Source organism: Sphingomonas sp., from assembly GCF_019746665.1.
Taxonomy (GTDB): domain Bacteria; phylum Pseudomonadota; class Alphaproteobacteria; order Sphingomonadales; family Sphingomonadaceae; genus Sphingomonas.
Genome location: NZ_JAIERS010000021.1, coordinates 41,190 through 60,455, shown reverse-complemented (window position 1 = coordinate 60,455; position 19,266 = coordinate 41,190). Strand labels below are relative to the sequence as shown.

At 66.9% G+C, this 19,266-nt stretch carries 11 protein-coding genes, 2 tRNA genes and 2 rRNA genes; 8 read left to right on the top strand and 7 right to left on the bottom strand.

Translation table 11 applies throughout. The annotated features are described in order from the left end of the window. The 5 genes from K2X73_RS13385 to K2X73_RS13365 form a co-directional block, all read left to right on the top strand. A 23S ribosomal RNA gene (locus tag K2X73_RS13385) occupies nt 1-168 on the top strand; the annotation flags it as partial. A gap of 87 nt (nt 169-255) precedes the next feature. Next, nucleotides 256-370, top strand: a 5S ribosomal RNA gene (gene rrf / locus K2X73_RS13380). Nucleotides 371-436: 66 nt separating this feature from the next. Further along, nucleotides 437-513 (top strand) — tRNA-Met (locus tag K2X73_RS13375). Between the two features lie 363 nt (nt 514-876). Further along, on the top strand, nt 877-1,017 hold the full coding sequence (locus tag K2X73_RS13370; protein WP_294111613.1) for a hypothetical protein: 141 nt from the start codon (nt 877-879) through the stop codon (nt 1,015-1,017). A 2-nt stretch (nt 1,018-1,019) separates the two neighbouring features. Further along, on the top strand, nt 1,020-1,946 hold the full coding sequence (locus K2X73_RS13365) for an alkene reductase (protein ID WP_294111611.1): 927 nt from the start codon (nt 1,020-1,022) through the stop codon (nt 1,944-1,946). 37 nt (nt 1,947-1,983) lie between these two features. Here the strand turns inward: K2X73_RS13365 and K2X73_RS13360 are convergent, their stop codons facing one another. The 3 genes from K2X73_RS13360 to K2X73_RS13350 all read right to left on the bottom strand — a co-directional run bounded on the left by K2X73_RS13360 (nt 1,984) and on the right by K2X73_RS13350 (nt 5,200). Next, on the bottom strand, nt 1,984-4,155 hold the full coding sequence (locus K2X73_RS13360; RefSeq protein ID WP_294111610.1) for a GH92 family glycosyl hydrolase: 2,172 nt from the start codon (nt 4,153-4,155) through the stop codon (nt 1,984-1,986). Then, nucleotides 4,152-4,961 (bottom strand): phytanoyl-CoA dioxygenase family protein, encoded by an 810-nt coding sequence (locus K2X73_RS13355; RefSeq protein ID WP_294111609.1) that lies wholly within the window; start codon nt 4,959-4,961, stop codon nt 4,152-4,154. Before K2X73_RS13355 ends, K2X73_RS13360 begins: the two co-directional genes overlap by 4 nt. 163 nt (nt 4,962-5,124) lie before the next feature. Continuing rightward, a tRNA-Thr gene (locus tag K2X73_RS13350) sits at nt 5,125-5,200 on the bottom strand. A 226-nt stretch (nt 5,201-5,426) separates the two neighbouring features. Here K2X73_RS13350 and K2X73_RS13345 point away from each other — a divergent pair. Further along, the gene (locus K2X73_RS13345; RefSeq protein WP_294111615.1) at nt 5,427-6,629 is read left to right on the top strand and encodes a hypothetical protein; all 1,203 of its coding nucleotides are present in this window, start codon (nt 5,427-5,429) and stop codon (nt 6,627-6,629) included. Between the two features lie 7 nt (nt 6,630-6,636). Here the strand turns inward: K2X73_RS13345 and K2X73_RS13340 are convergent, their stop codons facing one another. Continuing rightward, nucleotides 6,637-8,715: an amidohydrolase family protein gene (locus tag K2X73_RS13340; protein ID WP_294111608.1), complete on the bottom strand. Its 2,079-nt coding sequence runs from the start codon at nt 8,713-8,715 to the stop codon at nt 6,637-6,639. A 127-nt stretch (nt 8,716-8,842) separates the two neighbouring features. On the opposite strand from K2X73_RS13340, the gene K2X73_RS13335 reads away from it, so the two are divergent. Next, on the top strand, nt 8,843-13,462 hold the full coding sequence (locus tag K2X73_RS13335; RefSeq protein ID WP_294111607.1) for an NAD-glutamate dehydrogenase domain-containing protein: 4,620 nt from the start codon (nt 8,843-8,845) through the stop codon (nt 13,460-13,462). Between the two features lie 85 nt (nt 13,463-13,547). On the opposite strand, the gene K2X73_RS13330 is transcribed toward K2X73_RS13335, so the two are convergent. The 3 genes from K2X73_RS13330 to cobT are packed head-to-tail and all read right to left on the bottom strand — an operon-like array spanning nt 13,548 to nt 17,801. Beyond that, nucleotides 13,548-15,650, bottom strand: a complete 2,103-nt coding sequence (locus K2X73_RS13330; protein WP_294111606.1) for a TonB-dependent siderophore receptor — start codon at nt 15,648-15,650, stop codon at nt 13,548-13,550. A gap of 52 nt (nt 15,651-15,702) precedes the next feature. After that, entirely contained in the window at nt 15,703-15,969 is a 267-nt protein-coding gene (locus K2X73_RS13325; protein ID WP_294111604.1) for a ribbon-helix-helix domain-containing protein, read from the bottom strand. Then, nucleotides 15,966-17,801 carry a cobaltochelatase subunit CobT gene (cobT, locus tag K2X73_RS13320; RefSeq protein ID WP_294111603.1) on the bottom strand — a complete coding sequence of 612 codons (1,836 nt, stop codon included), beginning with the start codon at nt 17,799-17,801 and terminating at the stop codon, nt 15,966-15,968. The genes K2X73_RS13325 and cobT overlap by 4 nt, the downstream gene beginning before the upstream one ends. A 78-nt stretch (nt 17,802-17,879) precedes the next feature. On the opposite strand from cobT, the gene K2X73_RS13315 reads away from it, so the two are divergent. Further along, nucleotides 17,880-19,253 carry a glutamate--cysteine ligase gene (locus K2X73_RS13315; RefSeq protein WP_294111601.1) on the top strand — a complete coding sequence of 458 codons (1,374 nt, stop codon included), beginning with the start codon at nt 17,880-17,882 and terminating at the stop codon, nt 19,251-19,253. Nucleotides 19,254-19,266: the final 13 nt, after the last annotated feature.

The following is a 19,266-nucleotide window of genomic DNA, read 5'->3' as shown; positions in this document are numbered from 1 at the left end:
CAGGGTAGCTATGTATGGACGGGATAACCGCTGAAAGCATCTAAGCGGGAAGCCTCCCTCGAGATAAGATTTCATAGAGCGGTCAGAGACCATGACCTTGATAGATCGGATGTGGAAGCGCGGTAACGCGTGGAGCTAACCGATACTAATTGCTCTATTCGCGCTTGAGTGTCCCACCATCAATGACAATGTTGGTACAACGCTCTCGCAAGGTTGAGTGCACGATCTTAAAGAAACACAGCACCCGCTTCATTGCCTGGTGGCTATAGCGTCAGTGAACCACCCGATCCCATCCCGAACTCGGCCGTGAAACCTGACTGCGCCGATGGTACTGTTGCCTAAGCACCGGAAGAGTAGGTCGTCGCCAGGCATTGAAGCCGGTGCTGTGTTGGAACCCATTCGCAATGCAAAGCCCAAATGGGCTCGCTTTTTTTGACGCGGGGTGGAGCAGCCCGGTAGCTCGTCAGGCTCATAACCTGAAGGCCGCAGGTTCAAATCCTGCCCCCGCAACCACCAATGACATAACGCCGGTCGATCCTTTGGGATGGCCGGCGTTTGTCGTTTTGGAGGACGGCGATCAGGCGGCCCTTAAGGGTCCGATTGGGCCTCGACGCATTTTCCGATGAAGCGAAAAGAGATCTTCGACGATTGCGCCGAAGATGGTGCTGACGCCTGACGGCGCCCATCCGGTCATTGTTCCCATTTTCAGTCCGCGAGGCGTGGTTTTTGGCGGCTTGATCCGGTTCGAGCAACGGCGGCAAAGCGCTGGCGTCCGATCGGTTCGTAGCGCATCGCCACGGGCGAGTGCCACCCATCAACGGCAACCGCGCTTCGCCGCGCCTGGCCGGGAGGCTCGACATGCCGACACACTCTTTGATGTCGCCTATCCGCGTCGGCGATCTCGACCTGTCAAATCGCTGCGTGATGGCGCCAATGACCCGCACCCGCGCTCGAGACGATCGGGTGCCCACGGCGATGATGGCCGAACATTATGCGCAGCGTGCAAGCGCCGGCTGATCGTGACCGAATGTACCGCGATCACTCCGGACAGCGCCAGCATCATCCGTGCCCCGAGTCTTTATAGCGACGAGCAGGTGGCTGGCTGGCGGCAGGTGACCGATGCGTTCCATGCCGCGGGCGGGAGCATCTTCTGCCACCTATGGCATGGCGGTCGCTGCTCGCATGTCAGCTTGCAACCCGGCGCCTCGGCACCCGTCGCGCCCTCGCCGATCGCGGCCGAGGGACTGATCTTCACCCTGGAGGGCCGCGTGGCCTATTCTCTGCCGCGCGCGATCGAAATTCGCGAGATCGACGCGTTGGTGGCGGCCTTCGCTGCCGCGACGCGCCGGGCATGCTCAGCCGGGTTCGACGGCGTCAAGCTCCATGCCGCGTTCGGCTATCTCCCCGATCAATTCCTGCAGGACGGCAGCAACCACCGCACCAATGGCTATGGTGGCCCAATCGTCAACCGCGCCCGCTTCCTGTTCGAGGTGGTCGACGCAATGATCGATGCCTGGGATGCGCGCCGGGTCGGGGTGAAGATCTCGCCCGCCAACACGAGTTACGGCATCAGCGATTCCGATCCACTGGCCACGTTCGGCCACGCCATTCGCGGATTGTCGGTGCGGGGCATCGGCTATCTGCACCTGATGGAGCCCGGTCAAGCCGATTTCGACAAGGGGCCGCTCGCGGTGCCGAACGTGATCGATACCTTCGGCCCGATGTTCGAGGGGCCGATCATCGGCAATTGCCGCTTCGATCGTGGGCGAGCCAATGCGGCGATCGCGGCAGGCAAGGTCGCGATGGTGTCGTTCGGCAGGCTGTTCGTCGCCAACCCCGATCTGCCCGCGCGGTTCGCGCAGGGCGCGGCCATGAACCCACCCGATTACGCAACTTTCTATGGCGAGGGGCCCAAGGGCTATATCGATTATCCCACGCTTTCCTGACGAACGGCGCAATTAAATCAGCTTGACCAGCCTCCGGTCATTTCCCGGCGATCGGCGATGGCACGAACCGCAGCGTGCCCCCCTTTGTCAGGGCACGATGGCTCACGCTGCCGCCCAGTGGTCGGCCGTCCAGCACGGCGTCGCGCGCATATTGCCGATCGTCGACCGCCGGCGCCGAGATGGAGAGTCGCCGCCCGCGCGCCAGGTGGAGCACCGCGCGCGACACCAACGGGGCGCCCAGCACATAGCGTCCGCTCGCGGGTTCGAGCGGGTAGAAGCCTAGCGTCGCGAACACGTACCAAGCGCTCATCTGCCCACAATCATCGTTGCCAATGATGCCGCGCGGATCGTCGCGATAGAATTCGCCCGCGATCCGCCGCACCAGCTGTTGCCCCGTCCAGGGGTGGTCGGTGAGGGCATAGAGCCAGGCGATATGGTGGCTCGGCTCATTGCCATGGGCATATTGGCCGATCATGGCCTCCTGCCCCAGATATTCGGCGCCCTGCGTCGGTTTCAGCTCGAAGAAGAAGCGGTCGAGCTTGGCGCGGAAGGCAGCGGGTCCACCCATCGCCGCGATCAGCCCGGGTGGATCGAATAGCCCGGGTGTCCAGCTATATTGCCAGGCATTGGCCTCGGTATAATCGCCGGGATTGTTGAGCGGCGAGGTGGGGATGATCGGGTCGAACGGGGTGCGCCACCGGCCCCGGCTGTCGCGACCACGCGCGAGCCGGGTTTCGGGATCGGTCAGGTTGCGCCACGCCCGTGCCCGCTCGGCGAAGCGCACCGCCGTCGCGCGGTCGCCGAGCATCGCCGCCATGCGTGCGGTCGCATCGTCATGGATGCCCGCCTCGAGCGTGCGGGACACCGCCTCTCCGCCCGCTACATCGAACGGGAAATAGCCATAACGTTCATATTGCGCCCAGCTCGACCGAGAAACGTCGTCAGCGGCGCGAACGCGGTTATCCTCCTGGCCGGTGCGGACCATCGCCGCGAGCGCTTGCGCGCCATCGAAGCCGCGAAACCCCTTGGCCCAGGCGTCGGCGATCACTGGGATGGCGGGCTCGCCGATCATCGTCCCGGTCTCGCCACCCCAGATCGGCCACATTGGCAGCCGGCCCTTGGCGCCCGCCTGGTCGATCAAGCTCTGCACGAAATCATCCACCCGTTCGGGTACGAGCAATGTGTAGAGCGGGTGGGCGGCGCGGAACGTGTCCCACAGCGAAAGCGTCGAATAGCGCAGGCCGCGCGGGGCGGTGCGCACCGCGCCATCTGGTCCGCGCCAACGTCCGTCGACATCGCTCACCACGCTGGGGTGAAGGAAAGCGTGGTAAAGTGCCGTGTAAAAGATGCGCTGCTGCGGCACCGGCGCCGTGATCGTCGCGCGGGCGAGGAGCTGTTCCCAGGCTTGCTCGGCGGCGCGGCGGGTGGCGGCGAAGTCCCAACCGGCCAAGCTCGCCCGGTTGCGCCGCGCCCCCGCGACATCGACCGTCGAGAGGCCGACCTTCGCCTGCAACACTCGCCCCGCGCCGAGATCGAAGCCGAGCAGATAGCGCTTGGCGGCGTCGCCCGGGCGGGGGGGCAGCTCGATCGTGTCGGCGACCGGGCGATCGAAGACCAGGCTGAAGGCAATGGTGCGTGTCGTCCAGTTGCGGCGGCGCTGCACGCCCTCTACCCCGTCGCGCGTGACGCGGGCGTCGCTCGCGAGCACAGGCTGGCGATCGCTAAGGAAGGTCAGCCCGTGCTGCAGATCGACCAGCACCCACACCCGCCCGCCGCGATCGAAGCGGTAGCGGTGGAAAGCGGTGCGCATGCCCGCGGTCAGCTCGACCCGCACGCCGTTATCGGGCAGCCGGACCGCATAATAACCGGGACGCGCGACCTCATCGGCCTTACGGCTGGCGATATCGGCGCGCCGGGTGAGGCTCGGCATCACGAGCACATCGCCAAGCTCGGGAATGCCCGATCCGCTCGCCCGGTTCTGTGAAAAGCCGAGGATTTTGGGCGCACGCAACTGATAGCCCGACGTATATTCCCACCCCGTTTCGGCATTGTCCGGCCCGGGCTGGACCATGCCGAAGGGCAGGCTCGGTCCCGGGAAAGTGTGGCCGGTGCCGTCGGTACCGATGAACGGATCGACGCGGTCGACCAGGCGCTGTGCCGCCGCCGGCACCGCCAGCAGCAGCAGGGCGAGCGCGGCGAACAGCCTCACGCCGCTTCAAACAACACGGGGTTGAGCGGCGAGGCGGCGGGCTCGCCGGGCTGGACGCCGGGCAACCAGGTGGCGAGATCATTGGCCTGCATCATATTGGCGGGCGCGGCGACCCTCATGTCGCGATCGAAATAGATCATGGTCATCACCGAACGCGGGGTTGCCGCTCGGTTGGCGCCGGCGCGGTGGAAGGTCCAGCCCAGATGGAAGCTTGCCTCGCCCAAGTCATAGGGAGCTTCGTCGAGTGGGAAGGCGCGCGCTTCCATCGCCGCGGTGATCGCCGCCTCGCTCTCGTCCGAGATCGGCAGGTCGCGCCCGAACGCCTCGCGGTGGCTGCCGGCGAAGAAAGCGAGTGGCCCCATTTCGGGTGGCACCGGCTGCAGCGGAATCCACACCGTCACCGTTTTGTCCGAGGCGAAGGGCCAATAATATTGGTCGGCATGGGCCGGCGTGATGCCGCCCGAGGGTTCCTTGTAGAGCGACTGGTCATGATACAGCCGTACGCCTTCCGCGCCGATCAGCCGCGCGGCGATGCCGGCAAGCCTTTTGCCGAACACGAAGCGCCGCACCTTTTCCGAATGGCGCCACAGGTTCATCACCTGCAGAAAAGCGCGATCATAGGTGTCACGCTCGGCGAGCGGGCGAGTTTCGGTGTTGAGCGCGAGGGTGAGGCGGGTGATCTCCGCGCCATAGTCGGCGAGCAGGTCGGCGGGGAGCACTTGCTTCAGGCGGATGAAGCCTTGCTCGCGGAAACGGTCGATGACGAGGGGGTCGAGCGGATAGGGGGCATCGAGCGGATCGGACATCGGGCTGCTCCGGCTGGCGGCTGGTTCCATCGGCAAAAGGCAATCTAACAGCTTCGCCCGCACGCTCCAGCCCTTGCGAAAGGCACCATGGAAGGAGCGCGTGATACGTCTGGTCAGTCGCGCGGTTTCGCCTACCAGTGGCGACGCTGTTGTAACAGGAAACTGGTGCCGCTTGCGTGACTCGAACACGCGACCCCATCATTACGAATGATGTGCTCTACCGGCTGAGCTAAAGCGGCGCCCGGCGCTGCGCCGGGCTGGCCCGTGCGAGCGTGAGCGGGGCGCTTATCAGCTTGGCGCGGGCGGCGCAAGCGCATCTGGCAACGCTGCTTTACCGATCATTTACCACAGCCGGGGCACAAGCAGCGGCGGGGGCAAGCCGGCCGCCGAGGACTGACGCGCATGGACAGGCTGGGGTTCGACGAAGACGAGGCGATCGACGCCGCGGGCGACGAAAGGGCGGATATGAGTGTTGACGATAATCCCAGCCCGCAGATCGGCACCGACGAGCGCCGGATGCATGTGCGTGCCTATAATCACTGGGTCGCGCTGCTGAACGGCCGGCCCTATCCGGACATCGCCGATCTGGACCCGGAGAATATCGCCGATTTCGGACCGAATTCGGTGCTGCTAGATTTCACTGGCGGGATCGAGGACCCGCAGATCCGCTATCTCGGGCATGCGCTGCGCGGCGAATGCGGGCTGCCCGGCACGATCAGCCGGATCAGCGAGGTGCCGAGCCGGTCGCTGCTGTCGCGCCTGACCGACCATTATCTGCAGATCATCGCCAATCGCGCCCCGATCGGGTTCGAGGCCGAATTTGTCGGGCTGCGTGGTTATAACACGCTGTATCGCGGCATTTTGATGCCGTTCTCGTCGACCGGGGAGACGATCGATTTCATCTATGGCGTGATCAACTGGAAGGAGATGGTCGACGCCGCGACGCAAGCCGCGCTCGAGGCCGAGGTCGCCGCCGCGATCCGCCAGACGCCGCGCGCGCCCGCCGCTACCGCCTGGGCGAGTGGCCCAAGCGCGGGGATGGCGCCGATCGAGGAAGTGGCGCCGGCACCGGGGAGCGCTCTGCCGCTCGCCGATCAACTGACGCTTGCCCAGCAAAGCGCCGCCGCGGTCCGCGCCGCAGACACCCGCAGCCGCGCCGCGCTCTACCGCGCGCTCGGCCGCGCGTATGATTTCGCCGCCGCCGCCGATGCCGACGAAGCCGCCTATGTCGCGCTGCGCGACGCGGCCGGCATCAAGGCGCAGGAGCGTGCGCCGATGACGCCGATCGTCAAGCTCGTGTTCGGCGCCGATTACGACAAGACCCGGATCACCGAATTTGCCGCGGTGCTCGCCCATGCCCGGCGGCACAATGTGCCGGTGGGGGCGCTCGCCGATTTCCTCGAAGTGAGCGAGGGCGGGATCAAGGGCGTGGTCGCGGCGGAACGCGCCGCCAAGCGGCCCGCAGGGGCGCCCCGCGACCCGCTCGCCAAGGCACGGCGTAAACTTAACGCAGCGCCCGTACTCGGCGAAGTCGCGCTGCCGGTCGAGGCCGATGACGGCGCGTTCGTCGTGCTCGTCGCGCGTAAGGGCAAGGCATTCGAGGTGATCGCCAGCCTGACCGCTGAAGACCCCGCTGCCGCGCGCGCCATCGCCCGCGCGGCTGGCTGAGCACGGCTTACTTCGGCATTCCGCTCAGCCCGCTCGCCTTACGCAGAGCATCGCCATCGAGGCGGTAGCCGTCGAGGAACACGGTATGCACTTGGCGCAGCGCGCCGATGGTCTTGGAAACATCGCCGTTCACCAGGATGATGTCGGCGGTTTTGCCCACCGCGATCGATCCGGTGCGATCGGCCATCCCGGTCATCCGCGCGGGAACGATCGTCGCGGTCTGCAATGCCTCGGGGTTGGTGAGCCCGGCTTGCTGATAGAGTTCCAGCTCGCGCACCAGTTCGAGCCCATAGCCATCGGTGCCGGCGACGATCGGCACCCCCGCCCGGTGCAGCCGCCCGACCACGCCGATCATCTTCGCGAAGCTCTTGCGGAAATCGTCGCGGGTCAGGCCGCCGAACAGAGGATAGCCGGCGATCTTCCAGCCGCGCGTCACGGCGGGCGGCGCGACATCGGCGAAGGGTGAATATTCGGGCGACAAAGCGCTGCCGTCCGACGTCATCAGCGGTTCCCACACGGTCAACGTCGGGTCGATGATCGTCTTGCGCTGGGCGAGTTCGGCGTAGAACGTCTTCATCTCGGGCGAATCGAGATCCACATCCTTGCCGTACTTTGCCGGCCCCTCCAGCCGCGCGGCGGTGTTGGCCTTGTCGACCACCTCCTGCGGCATCGCCTGCATCATGATGAAATTTATGTGGGTGATCTCGTCATAGCCCGCGCGCACCGCCTCCAGCGGGCGCATGCCGGCGGGGATATGGCCGTGGACGTGCAAGCCGAGCTTGTGCGCCTCGGCCGCGGCCGGCGCGATCCACGCCGGGTTCATCGAGGTGTAGAACTTTACCCCCCACATCCCCGCCGCCTTGATCTTGCGGACCGCCGCGATCGCTTCCTCCGCCGATGTAACGGTGAGCGCGCCTTGGGCGGCGAGGGGATCCTTGCGATCGACGATCACCGACACCTTGCCATCGGGCGCGAGCAGATCGCCCGCCGCCCGCCGTTTGAAGATGCTGAGCGATTCGTCGATCATCGACCCGGGGCTGCGATAATTGGTCATCCCCGTCGCGACATTCTGGAGCAGGTTCCAGTCGTCGCCACCGATATGGCGATGCGCGTCCCACAGTCCCGGAGAGAGCGTCTTGCCGCGCCCGTCGATCACCGTCGTCCCGGCGGGAGCCTTGAGCGAGCCGCCCTTCGCGACGGCGGCCACCTTGCCATCGGCGATCAGCACAGCCTGGTCGGGCAGGTATCGGCCGCCGACCGAATCGAACAGCAGGACATGATCGATCAGCGTTGGCGTGCGATTGTCGGGGCTTAGGAAACGGTGCGCCACGTCGCGCACCATCGCCGCGGTCGCCTCGTCCTGAATGTCCTTCAACTTCGGCCCGGCCGCCTCATAGCCTTCGGGCAGCAGCGAGATCACGCCGGCAAACCCAAAGAAGCGGTTCTGATCGTCGAGCCACATCGGTGTGGGGGCGAAGCCCAGGCCCTGAACGAAGGCCAGCTTCACGGTTTTTGGGCCGCTGGGGCCGTCGATCGTCACCGCCTTGCCGATGCTGATCGAGGCATGGCCCTGCGGCAGCAGGTCGATGCCCTTTTCCCCCGCCGCGACGAACGCGGCAATATCGGCCTCGCCCGCCAGCCAGGGACCGCCATAGCTATTATAGCGCTTACCCGCGAACGGGGCAGACCCTTCGTCCACCGCCGTTTTCCAATGCGCGATACCGGCGGCATCGACGCTGAAATTCTCGGTCGCGTCGCCCGAATCGGTGAAGCCGCGTACCGCGACCCGGGTCGGGCGCTTGTCGGGGCCGAAGCCGATCACCTCGTCGGTTTCGGTCACCCAACCGCGCAGCGTCATCGACATGCGGTACGCGGTCTGTCCATCGGGCAATGACCATGACCAGATGTCGCCATGCTTTCCCGCGACCGAGCTGATTGTGTAGTGGCGCGCGCCGGCGGGCGGCACCATCAGCTGTTCCTTGGCCGCCGGTGCTGGAGCCGGCGCCGGAGCCGGAGCGGCTTTGTGTGCCAAGAGCGCGGCAGGGGCGGCGACAAGCAGGATCGCGGCGAGCAGAGGGCGGCGCATAGGGAACTCCCAGGCAATGACAAGTCAAACTGACGTAGTTGTGCGTCCAGTACAACTGTCGTTGCGCTACGTTCCATGCGCCACTCGCGCCTTGCCCTGCCTAGCTCCCCGGGCCTAGAAGCGCGCCATGGTCAAAGCCACGCTCAAGTCGTTGTCGGAGGCGCTTGCTGTCCGGCTGGTCGAGGGGGCCCTGCCGGGCGAGTTGGAGGGCTTCGGCGATGCCGAGCGAAGCGAAGCCGCGCGCTTCGTCGCCGCGACCGCCGGTGCCCGACCGGCCGAGACGCCCCGGCTGGAACTCGAGACGATCAGCGGTGACGAGACCAACCGCCAGATGCGGCTCGCGATCGTCAACGACGACATGCCATTCCTCGTCGACTCGATCGCGGCGACGATTGGCGCGCACGACATCGACATCGATCGCATCATCCACCCGGTGCTGCCCGTCTCCCGCACCCCCGATGGCACGATCGAGTCGGTGGGTAGCGGTGCGCCGGAATCGATGATTTACATCGAGATGGAGCGCGTCGACGCGCGTCGCCGTCGTGCGCTGCTTGGCGATCTGGAGCGGGCGCTCGCCAATGTCCGTGCGGCCGTCGCCGACTGGCCGCCACTCCAGGCCGCGCTTGCGGCCGATGCCGAGCGGCTGCGTGAGAGCGAGGATGCCGCAGAGCGCGAGGGCGGCGATCTGCTCAACTGGTTCCTCGATCGCCATTTCACATTGCTTGGCCATGAAAGCTGGCGGCGCGAGGGCGGGGCGAGCGATAAGCTCGGCATCGCCCGGCTCGACCAGCCGGTACCCATTCTTGCCGAGGCTTCGCGCCAGCTCGCGCTCGATTGGTTCGCGGCGGGCAACCATGCTCCGCTGCTTGTGAAGTCGAACCTCATTTCCGCCGTCCACCGCGCGGTGCCGCTCGATCTCGTGCTGGTGCCGCTGCGCGAGGGTGGGCAGCTGACGGGTCTGTCGATCCATGCCGGGCTGTGGACCTCATCCGCATTGAATGCCGCGCCGCAAACGGTGCCGGTGCTGCGCGCGCGGCTGGCGGCGATGGAGGCCAAGTTCGGCTTCGATCCCAAGGGCCATGCCGGCAAGGCGCTGGCGCACGCGCTCACCCAATTGCCGCATGATCTGCTGATCAGCTTCGATCCCGCGTCGGTCGAGCAACTGGCGCTCACCGCGATGTCGCTCGCTGATCGGCCACGGCCGCAAATGGTGCTGGTGCGCTCGATCCTGGGGCGGCATTTGTTTGCCTTCGTCTGGTTGCCGCGCGACGATTTGACGACGGTGCGCCGCATCGCGATCGGCGATATGCTGGCCGAGGCCGCGCATGGCGCGCTGCTCAACTGGTCGATCGCGCTGGAAGACGGCGTCGTCGCGATGCTGCGCTATACCTTTGATCTGCGCGGCGAGGGGCGGTTGCCGGAAGTAGCGCCGCTCAACCTGCGGCTGCAGCGGATGGTGCGCGGCTGGGTGCCGGCGGTGGAGGCTGCGATCGCCGAGCGCGCCGATCCCGCGCGCGCCGCCCGGCTCGCCCTGCGCCATGCCAACAGCTTTCCCCAGGCCTATCGCGCCGTCGCCACGGCCGAGGAAGCCGCGCTCGATATCCTGCGGCTGACCACGCTGGAGACGCCCGAGGCACGCTCCGTGCGGCTCTATCGCGGCGATAGCGGGCTGCGGATGAAAATCTATCGCTATGGCGGCGCGCTTGCTCTGTCGGACGCGGTGCCGGTGCTCGAGAATTTCGGCTTCCGCGTGATCGAGGAGGTGCCGACCGCGCTCGCCGACGAGGCCGAGGGCTTCATCCATGATTTCGCGCTTCAACTGAGCCCCGAGGCCGCGCCCGGGTTGATCGACGGCGATTCCGCCATTCTCGAAAAGGCGATTTCTGCGGTACTCGAAGGGCAGGCCGAGAATGATCCGTTCAACCGGCTGATCGTCGATGCCGGCTTGAGCCCGCAGGCGGTGGTGCTGTTCCGCGCCTGGTTCCGCTATCTGCGGCAGGCGGGGATGGCGTACAGCCTGGTGACCGTGGTCGACGCGCTCCGCCGCGCGCCGCACGTCGCCGCGGCGCTGATCGCCCGGTTCGAGGCTGCGCATGCGCCTAGCATGGGCGATTTGGCGGCAGCGGAGGCGGAGATCGAGCGCGGGCTCGACGGAGTCAGCGCGATCGACGACGATCGCATCCTGCGCAGCATCTCGGGGGTGATCCGCGCGACATTGCGCACCAATTTCTACGCGCCGGCCGCGCGCGAGGCGATCGCCTTCAAGCTCGATAGCGCCAAGGTTCCGGGCTTGCCCGCGCCGCTCCCGTGGCGCGAGATCTGGGTCTATAGTCCGCGCGTCGAGGGCATCCATCTGCGCGCCGGCCCCGTCGCGCGCGGCGGCCTGCGCTGGTCCGATCGGCGCGACGATTTCCGCACCGAAATCCTGGGCCTGATGAAGGCGCAGCGCGTCAAGAACGCGGTGATCGTGCCGACTGGCGCCAAGGGCGGCTTCTATCCCAAAGCGCTGCCCAGCCCGATCAACCGCGACGCCTGGCTGGCGGAGGGGACCGAGGCGTACCGCATCTTCATCCGGACTTTGCTCTCGCTCACCGACAATATCGTCGAGGGCAAGGTGGTGCATCCCGAAGGCGTGCGCATCCATGACGGCGAAGATCCCTATTTCGTCGTCGCCGCCGACAAGGGTACCGCGACCTTCAGCGACGTGGCGAACGCGATCGCGCTGGAGCGCGGCTTCTGGCTGGGGGATGCCTTCGCGAGCGGCGGCAGCCAGGGCTATGACCATAAGGCGATGGGCATCACCGCCAAGGGCGGCTGGCTCTCGGTCCAGCGCCACTTCGCCGAGCGTGGCATCGATGTGCAGCGCGACAGCATCCGCGTCGTCGGCTGCGGCGACATGTCGGGCGACGTGTTCGGCAACGGGATGCTGCTGTCAAAGGCGCTGCGGCTGGTTGCGGCTTTCGACCATCGCCACATCTTCCTCGATCCCAACCCCGATCCGGCGAAAAGCTGGGAAGAGCGCGCGCGCCTGTTCGCGCTGCCGCGTTCGAGCTGGGCTGATTATGACAAGGCGCTGATTTCACCCGGCGGCGGGGTGTTCGCTCGCACCGAAAAGCTGATCCGCCTGTCGGACGAGGTTCGCGCCGCGCTCGGCATCGCGGCGACCGAGCTCGATCCGGCGGCGCTGATTTCGGCGATCCTGAAGGCGCCCGTCGATCTCATCTGGTTCGGCGGGATCGGCACCTATGTGAAGGCGGCGGCCGAGAACAACGTCCAGGTCGGCGATCCCACCAACGACCGGCTGCGCGTGAACGCCGAGGAGCTGCGCGCGGTCGCGATCGGCGAGGGCGCCAATCTGGGGGTGACGCAAGCGGGCCGCATCGCCTTCGCGGCGGGCGGCGGGCGGATCAACACCGACTTCATCGACAATTCGGCGGGCGTCGATTGCTCGGACAATGAAGTGAACATCAAGATCGCCCTGAACCGCGAGATGATCGAGGGCCGGCTGGGCTTCGACGCGCGCAACGAATTGCTCGTCGGCATGACCGACGATGTCGCGCATATCGTGCTCGAGGATAACCGGCTGCAGACGCTGGCGCTGTCGATCATGGAGCATGACGGGGCGAAGGCGCTGCCCAGCTATGTGCGGCTGATCGAGATTTTCGAAAGCGCTGGTCGGCTCGATCGCCATGTCGAAGGGCTGGGATCGAACGACGATCTGCTCCGCCGCGCGCAGGACCGGCGCGGGCTGACCCGGCCCGAGCTAGCGGTGCTGCTCGCGACCGCCAAGCTCGCGCTGCAGGACGCGATCGAGCACAGCCCGCTCGCCAATGATGCCGCGACCCGCGCCGATCTGTTCGCCGCCTTCCCGCCAGCGATGCGCGAGCAATTCGGCGCGGCGATCGACGCGCACCGGCTGCGCGGCGAGATCGTCGCAACCAAGCTTGCCAACCGGATGGTGAACCGACTGGGCGTGCTCCACCCGTTCGAATTGGCCGAGGAAGAGGGCGCGGCGCTTTCCGACATCGCGGCGATGTTCGTCGTGGTCGAGCATCTGTTCGAACTGCCTGCCCTTTGGGCCGAGATCGAGGCGGCGGCGGTGCCCGAGGCGGCACGGATCGCGCTGTTCGACGAAGTCGCGCTCGCGACGCGCTCGCATATCGCCGATCTGTTGCGGCTGTCGGCGCCCGGCAGCAGCCCGCGCGCGGTGCTCGATCAGATCGGCGCCGGCGTCGAGCAGCTCGAAGCCCAGCTCACCACGCTGCTGGAAGACGAAGCCCGCGGCCAGAGCGCGCGGATCGCCCAGCGGCTGCAAGCGGCGGGCGCGCCCGAGGCGCTGGTGCGCCAGGTGGTGCGCATTTTCGAGCTGGATGGCGCGGTCGGCCTCGCCGATCTCGGCCGACGGCTGGGGGTGACCGTCGATGGCTTGACGCGGGCCTTCACCCGCCTGGGCGAGGCGCTGGGGCTCGATTGGGCGCAGACCCAGGCGGCACGGCTCGATTCGAGCGATCCGTGGGAGCGGCTGCTGATTGCTGGCCTTGCGCGCGATTTCCAGCAGATCCGGCTCGAGTTTCTTGGCCGTGACGCGGGCAACCCGCAGGCGCGGGTTGACGCTTGGCTCGGTGAACACGCCCCGCGTGTCGCGCAATTCCGCGCGCTGGTCGACCGCGCCCGCCGCGCGACCGCGCCGAACGCGGCGATGCTTGCGCAGATCGCTGGGCAGGCGCGGGTGCTGCTCGGGCGGTAGGCAGGGACGCACGCTGCTTCGACCCACCCCCGGCCCCTCCCTGCAAGGGAGGGGTTGGGGTGGGTCGAAGCTCGGGGCAACGTCCCTACAGCCGCACCCGCAGCGTCGCACGCGCGTTGATCGGTGCCCCGGTGGTGATGCTGTTGTCAGTATGCGCGGTGGGGAAATAACCCGCGTCGAACAGATTTTCGATGTTCACCTGCGCTTCGATGTTCTTGGTGAGTTTGTAGTAAAGCGCCGCATCCACGCGCGTGTAGGCGGGCAGCGTCACCGCGTTCGAGATCGACGTCGCCCGGTCCGAAAAATAACTCACCCCGCCGCCCACGCCGAAGCGCGGCGTCACGTCATAGCGGGTGAAGGCGGAGAAGGTGTGGCGCGGCACCAGCGGTACCCGGCGCCCGGCGGGGGCGGCGGCGGTGGTTTCGGTGATCACCGCCTCGGTAAGAGCGTAAGCGAGGCTGAGGTTCCACGCCTTGGTGATTTGGCCGCGCGCCTCCAGCTCCAGCCCGCGGCTGCGCTGGGCGCCGGTCAGGACCGTCGTCCCCGGAGTCGGGCCGGGGGCGCGCGTGTTGGTGCGCTCCAGCTGATAGAGGCTCGCGGCGAGCAGCAGCCCCGCGCGCGGCTCCCATTTGGCGCCGACTTCGTAATTGTCGAAGCGTTCGGGGATCAGCGCCGCGCTTGTCACGTCGAGCGTCGTGAACTGGTCGCCCGATTGCGGCAAATAGCTGCGTGCATAGCTGAAATAGAGCGACACATTGTTGGTTGGGTGCCCGACCAGCCCAACGCGCGGCGACCAGAGCCCGTCGGCGCGCGTGAGCGTTTGCCCGTTCAATCGGTTGAGCGCGTTCAGCGTGAAACTGTCGTACCGCAGGCCGAGCAGCAGCTCGATCGGCCCCCATTTCAGCTGATCCTGCGCATAGCCGGCGAAGATCGTCGATTGATAGCGCACCGCGCGCTGGCCGGTGCCGGCACGCAGGATCGGGACGGGGATCACGACGGGATCGCTGAGGCGCACCGGCAGCGTCAGCGCGTCGGCACTCGCGCCCGGCTGGCCATCGAAAAAGCCGTTGAAGCGGCCATTGTCGCCGCGCTGATCGCCGAACTCGGCGCCGGCCAGCACGGTATGCGCGATCGGGCCGGTCGTCACCCGCCAGACGAGGTCGGTCTGGCTGAACAGATTGCGCCGGTTGTTGAAATCCTCATAGGCCTGGATCGGCACCAGCCCCGCCGCCGTCACTGGCGCGGACGGGAAGGCGTTGCGGTAGAATTTGTCATACTCGCCGTAGAGCAGTCGCCCGGTGATCTGGAGGTTATCGGAGAAGCGGTGGGTCGCCGTCACCCGCAGCACGTTCGCGGTGAAGGCGGTGCGGTTGAAGCCGGGCACGCCGAAAAAGGTGTCGCGAAACCCGCTCAGCGGCCGCCCATTCTGCGAGGGCACGCCGCGATCGACCACGCGGCGATCGGCCTGATATTCGTACCCGACGGTGACGCTCGTGCGATCGCCCAGCGCGAAGCGGACCACCGGGTTCACCGCGCTGATGTTGCCGCCATAGCGGTTGCGGTGGTTGGCGACCTCCTCATGCACCGCGTTCACCCGCGCCGTGACCCCGGGGGCGACGGCCAGGTTTAGGTCGCCGTCGAGATACCAGGCGCCGAAGCTGTCGGCGGACGCGGTCGCGCCCAGGCCGAAGCCGTCGAACGGCGTCTTGGTTACGCGGTTGATCACCCCGCCACCCCCGCCGCGCCCGAAGATCATAGCGTTCGGCCCGCGCAGTACTTCCAGCCGCTCCAGATTATAGACCGGGCGGTAATATTGAACGTCGTCGCGCAGATTATCGACGAAGAAATCGGCAGTGGTGTTCTGCCCGCGCAGCACGATTTGGTCGCGATTGCCCTCCCCTTGCGCCGCGATCGCGCCGGGCACCTGACGCAGCGCGTCGCCGATGGTGCGGATTGCCTGATCGTCGATCTGCTGCTTGGTGATCGCGGTGACCGACTGGGGCAGATCGAGCAGCTTCACCGGAGTGCGGGTCGCGGTGCTCGTCTCGTCGGTGCCATAGCCGAGCCGCTGGCCGGTGACGACGACCTCGTCCGCCACCGGCTCCGGCGTGTCCGCACCGCCGGGCGCGGCATGGGCGGCGCTGGCGAGGAGAGCGAGCGGGCTGACCGAAATGAGAATGGATCGCAACAGAGCCTCCTGATGGCGCCGTTGCTATTGCGAGCCATTCGCAGAGTCAACGCTATTGCGAGTCAGTCGCAGGACATTTTTCGTTGAACAGCCAAGTTCGCAGCGCGCTGGCAAGGTTGGGCGGCGCGGGCGCCTGGATGCGCAACGCATCGATCTGCGCGATGAGCGCCGACAGCGGTAACGCCCGCGCGGCGGCCGCAGCTTCGAGCGCGGTCCAGAAGACGGGTTCGAGGCTGATCGAGGTGGGGTGCCCCGCGATGGTTACCGAGCGCTTGACCGGCCCGATAAAGCCGCCGGGGGGCGGGGTGAGTCCGTTCACCGCCCCGGCGTGTCGAACAGCCCCGCCAGCTGCTCGATCATCGTGCCGCCCAACTGCTCGGCGTCCATGATCGTCACCGCCCGCGCGTAATAGCGGGTCACATCATGGCCGATGCCGATCGCGATCAGTTCGACCGGGGATTTACTCTCGATCCAGCCGATCACTTGGCGCAGATGGCGTTCCAGGTAGGAACCGCTGTTTACCGACAAAGTCGAGTCATCCACCGGCGCCCCGTCCGAGATCACCATCAGGATGCGCCGGTCCTCGGGGCGCGCGATCAGCCGGGCGTGTGCCCAGAGCAAAGCCTCGCCGTCGATATTCTCCTTCAGCAGCCCCTCGCGCATCATCAGCCCGAGATTGGGCTTGGCGCGGCGCCAGGGCTCGTCGGCCTGCTTGTAGATGATGTGGCGCAGATCGTTGAGCCGTCCGGGCTGAGGCGGGCGGCCCGCGTTCAGCCAGTCCTCGCGCGCTTGCCCACCTTTCCATGCGCGGGTGGTGAAGCCCAGGATTTCGGTCTTCACCCCGCAGCGCTCCAAGGTGCGCGCGAGAATGTCGGCGCTGATCGCCGCGATTGAGATCGGCCGTCCGCGCATCGACCCCGAATTGTCGATCAACAGGGTGACGACGGTGTCCTTGAACTCGGTATCGCGCTCGATCTTGTAGCTGAGCGAGTGGGTGGGGCTGGCGACGACCCGGGCGAGGCGCGCGGCGTCGAGCAGGCCCTCTTCCTGGTCGAAATCCCAGCTGCGGCTCTGCTGCGCCATCAATCGCCGCTGCAGCCGGTTGGCGAGCTTGGTCACCGCGCCCTGCAGATGGACCAATTGCTGATCGAGATAAGCGCGCAGCCGGACCAGCTCGTCGGCGTCGCACAATTCGGTCGCGCTCACCTGCTCGTCGAACGCGGTGCTCCACGCCTTGTATTCGAATTGCGGCGTCAGGTCGGCGGGGGGGCGATTGGCGCGCACCGGCATCATGCCGTCCTCGCCCTCCTCGCCGGGCTCGCCATCGGCGTCGTCGAAGCTGTCGTCCTGCTGGGCCTGGGCTTCGCCCTGGGCATCGTCGCCCTCGGCCTGCTGACTGCGCTGCTCGATCTCGCCCTGGCCCTGGTCGCCGGTCTCGTCGCTCTGATCGCCCTCGTCCTGCTCCTGCTCTTCCTGGCCCTCGTCGTCGTTGCCGCCTTCCTCGGCATCGTCAGGAGTGAGATCGCCTTCGACGAGTTCGAGGTCTTCGAGCAATTTCATCGAGAGCTTGGCGAACGCGGCCTGATCGTCGATGGCGAGCGCCAGCGCGTCGAGATCGACGCCCGCCTTCCCTTCGATCCATTCGCGCACCAGCGCCATGCCGGGTGCAGCGAGCGCGGGGGAGGGGCGACCAGCCAGCCGCTCGCGCGCGAGCAGCGCGACCGCGGTCGAGAGCGGCACCTCGTCGCGGGTGCGGGCACGGGTAATTGGGTCGCTCTTCAGCCGGGCGAGTAGCGCGGTCTCCAGATTGTCGCCGATGCCGCGATAGCCGCGCGCGCCGAGCGCCTCGACCCGCGCCGTCTCCACCGCGTCGAACACCGCGCGCGCCAGCGCTTCGGTGGGCGCGCCCTTCAGGTGCAGCGCCTGGTCGTGATGCTTGAGCCTAAGCGCGAAGCCATCGGCGAAGCCGCGTGCCTCGGCCACCTGCTCGGGCGGCAGGCTGCGCGCGGGCATCGGAATCTTCAGATGCTTGCCCGATTGGCTGGGCGCGTCGGCGGTGTAAGCGAGATCGAGTTCGGGCTCGTCGGCGAGCGCGCGAGCGGTGCCGCCAAGCACGGCCTTCAAGCGATCGAGCGGGGTTTCGGTGGCCATCGCCCGGGCTTTACCAGAAAGCCTTGTCCCCGGAACCCCTCTAGCATGGCGGCGGGCCAACGGCTAAACGCTCGCCCCATGAGCACGAAGACCGTAACGGGTAAACAAGCGGCGGTCATCGAGCACCGCGACCAGCTGATCGCGACCTTCGCCAAGGGTGAGAAGCCGCCGGCGCGCTGGCGGATCGGCACCGAGCATGAGAAATTCGTCTATCGGCTGAGCGATCATCGCGCGCCAAGCTATGACGAGCCGGGCGGCATCCGCGATCTGCTGATGGGGCTCACGCGCTTCGGCTGGCAGCCGGTGATGGAGGGCGAGCATGTGATCGCCCTGTCCGGCGCGGATGGGTCGATCAGCCTGGAGCCCGCCGGCCAGTTCGAGCTTTCAGGCGCGCCGCTCGACAATCTCCATCAGACCTGCGCCGAGACCGGGCGGCATCTGGAACAGGTGGCGAGCGTGGGCGGTGAGCTGGGGCTGGGGTTCCTAGGCCTCGGCATGTGGCCCGACAAGGCGCGCGCCGACCTGCCGATCATGCCCAAGGGGCGCTATGCGATCATGCTGCGCCATATGCCGCGCGTCGGCAGCCTTGGGCTCGACATGATGCTACGTACCTGCACGATCCAGGTGAATCTCGATTACCAGAGCGAAGCGGACATGGCGCAGAAATTCCGCGTTGGCCTCGCGCTGCAACCGCTCGCGACCGCGCTGTTCGCCAATTCACCTTTCACCGAAGGCAAGCCCAACAGCTATCTCAGCTATCGCAGCCATATCTGGTCGGACACCGATCCGGCGCGCACCGGGATGCTGCCCTTCGTGTTCGAAGACGGCTTTGGCTATGAGCGCTATGCCGAATACGCGCTCGATGTGCCGATGTACTTCGTCTATCGGGACGGGCGGTATATCGACGCGGCAGGGCAGTCGTTCCGCGACTTCCTCGACGGTCGCCTCCCCGCGCTGCCGGGCGAGAAGCCAACCGTCGATGACTGGTCCGATCACCTCTCGACCGCCTTCCCCGAGGTGCGGCTCAAGTCATTCCTGGAGATGCGCGGCGCCGATGGCGGGCCGTGGGGGCGGATCTGCGCGCTGCCGGCGCTTTGGGTGGGGCTGCTCTACGATCAGGGCGCGCTGGATGCGGCGTGGGATCTGGTGAAGGGCTGGGACATGGCCGGGCGTGAGGAATTGCGCGCGAGCGTGCCCAAGCTGGGCCTCGACGCGCCGCTCCCCGGTGGCGGGCGGCTGCGCGACATCGCCGGTGAAGTGCTCGACATCGCCCATGCCGGGCTTGCGGCACGCGCGCGGCACGATGCGGGTGGGAGCGACGAGACCGGCTTTCTCGATCCGCTGCGTGAGATCGTCCGGCGCGGGACGGTGCCGGCGGAACTGCTGCTGGAGCGCTATGAGGGTGCCTGGGGCGGCGATGTCGCGCGGATTTATGAGGAGATGCGGTTTTAAGCCCGGTGCCAAG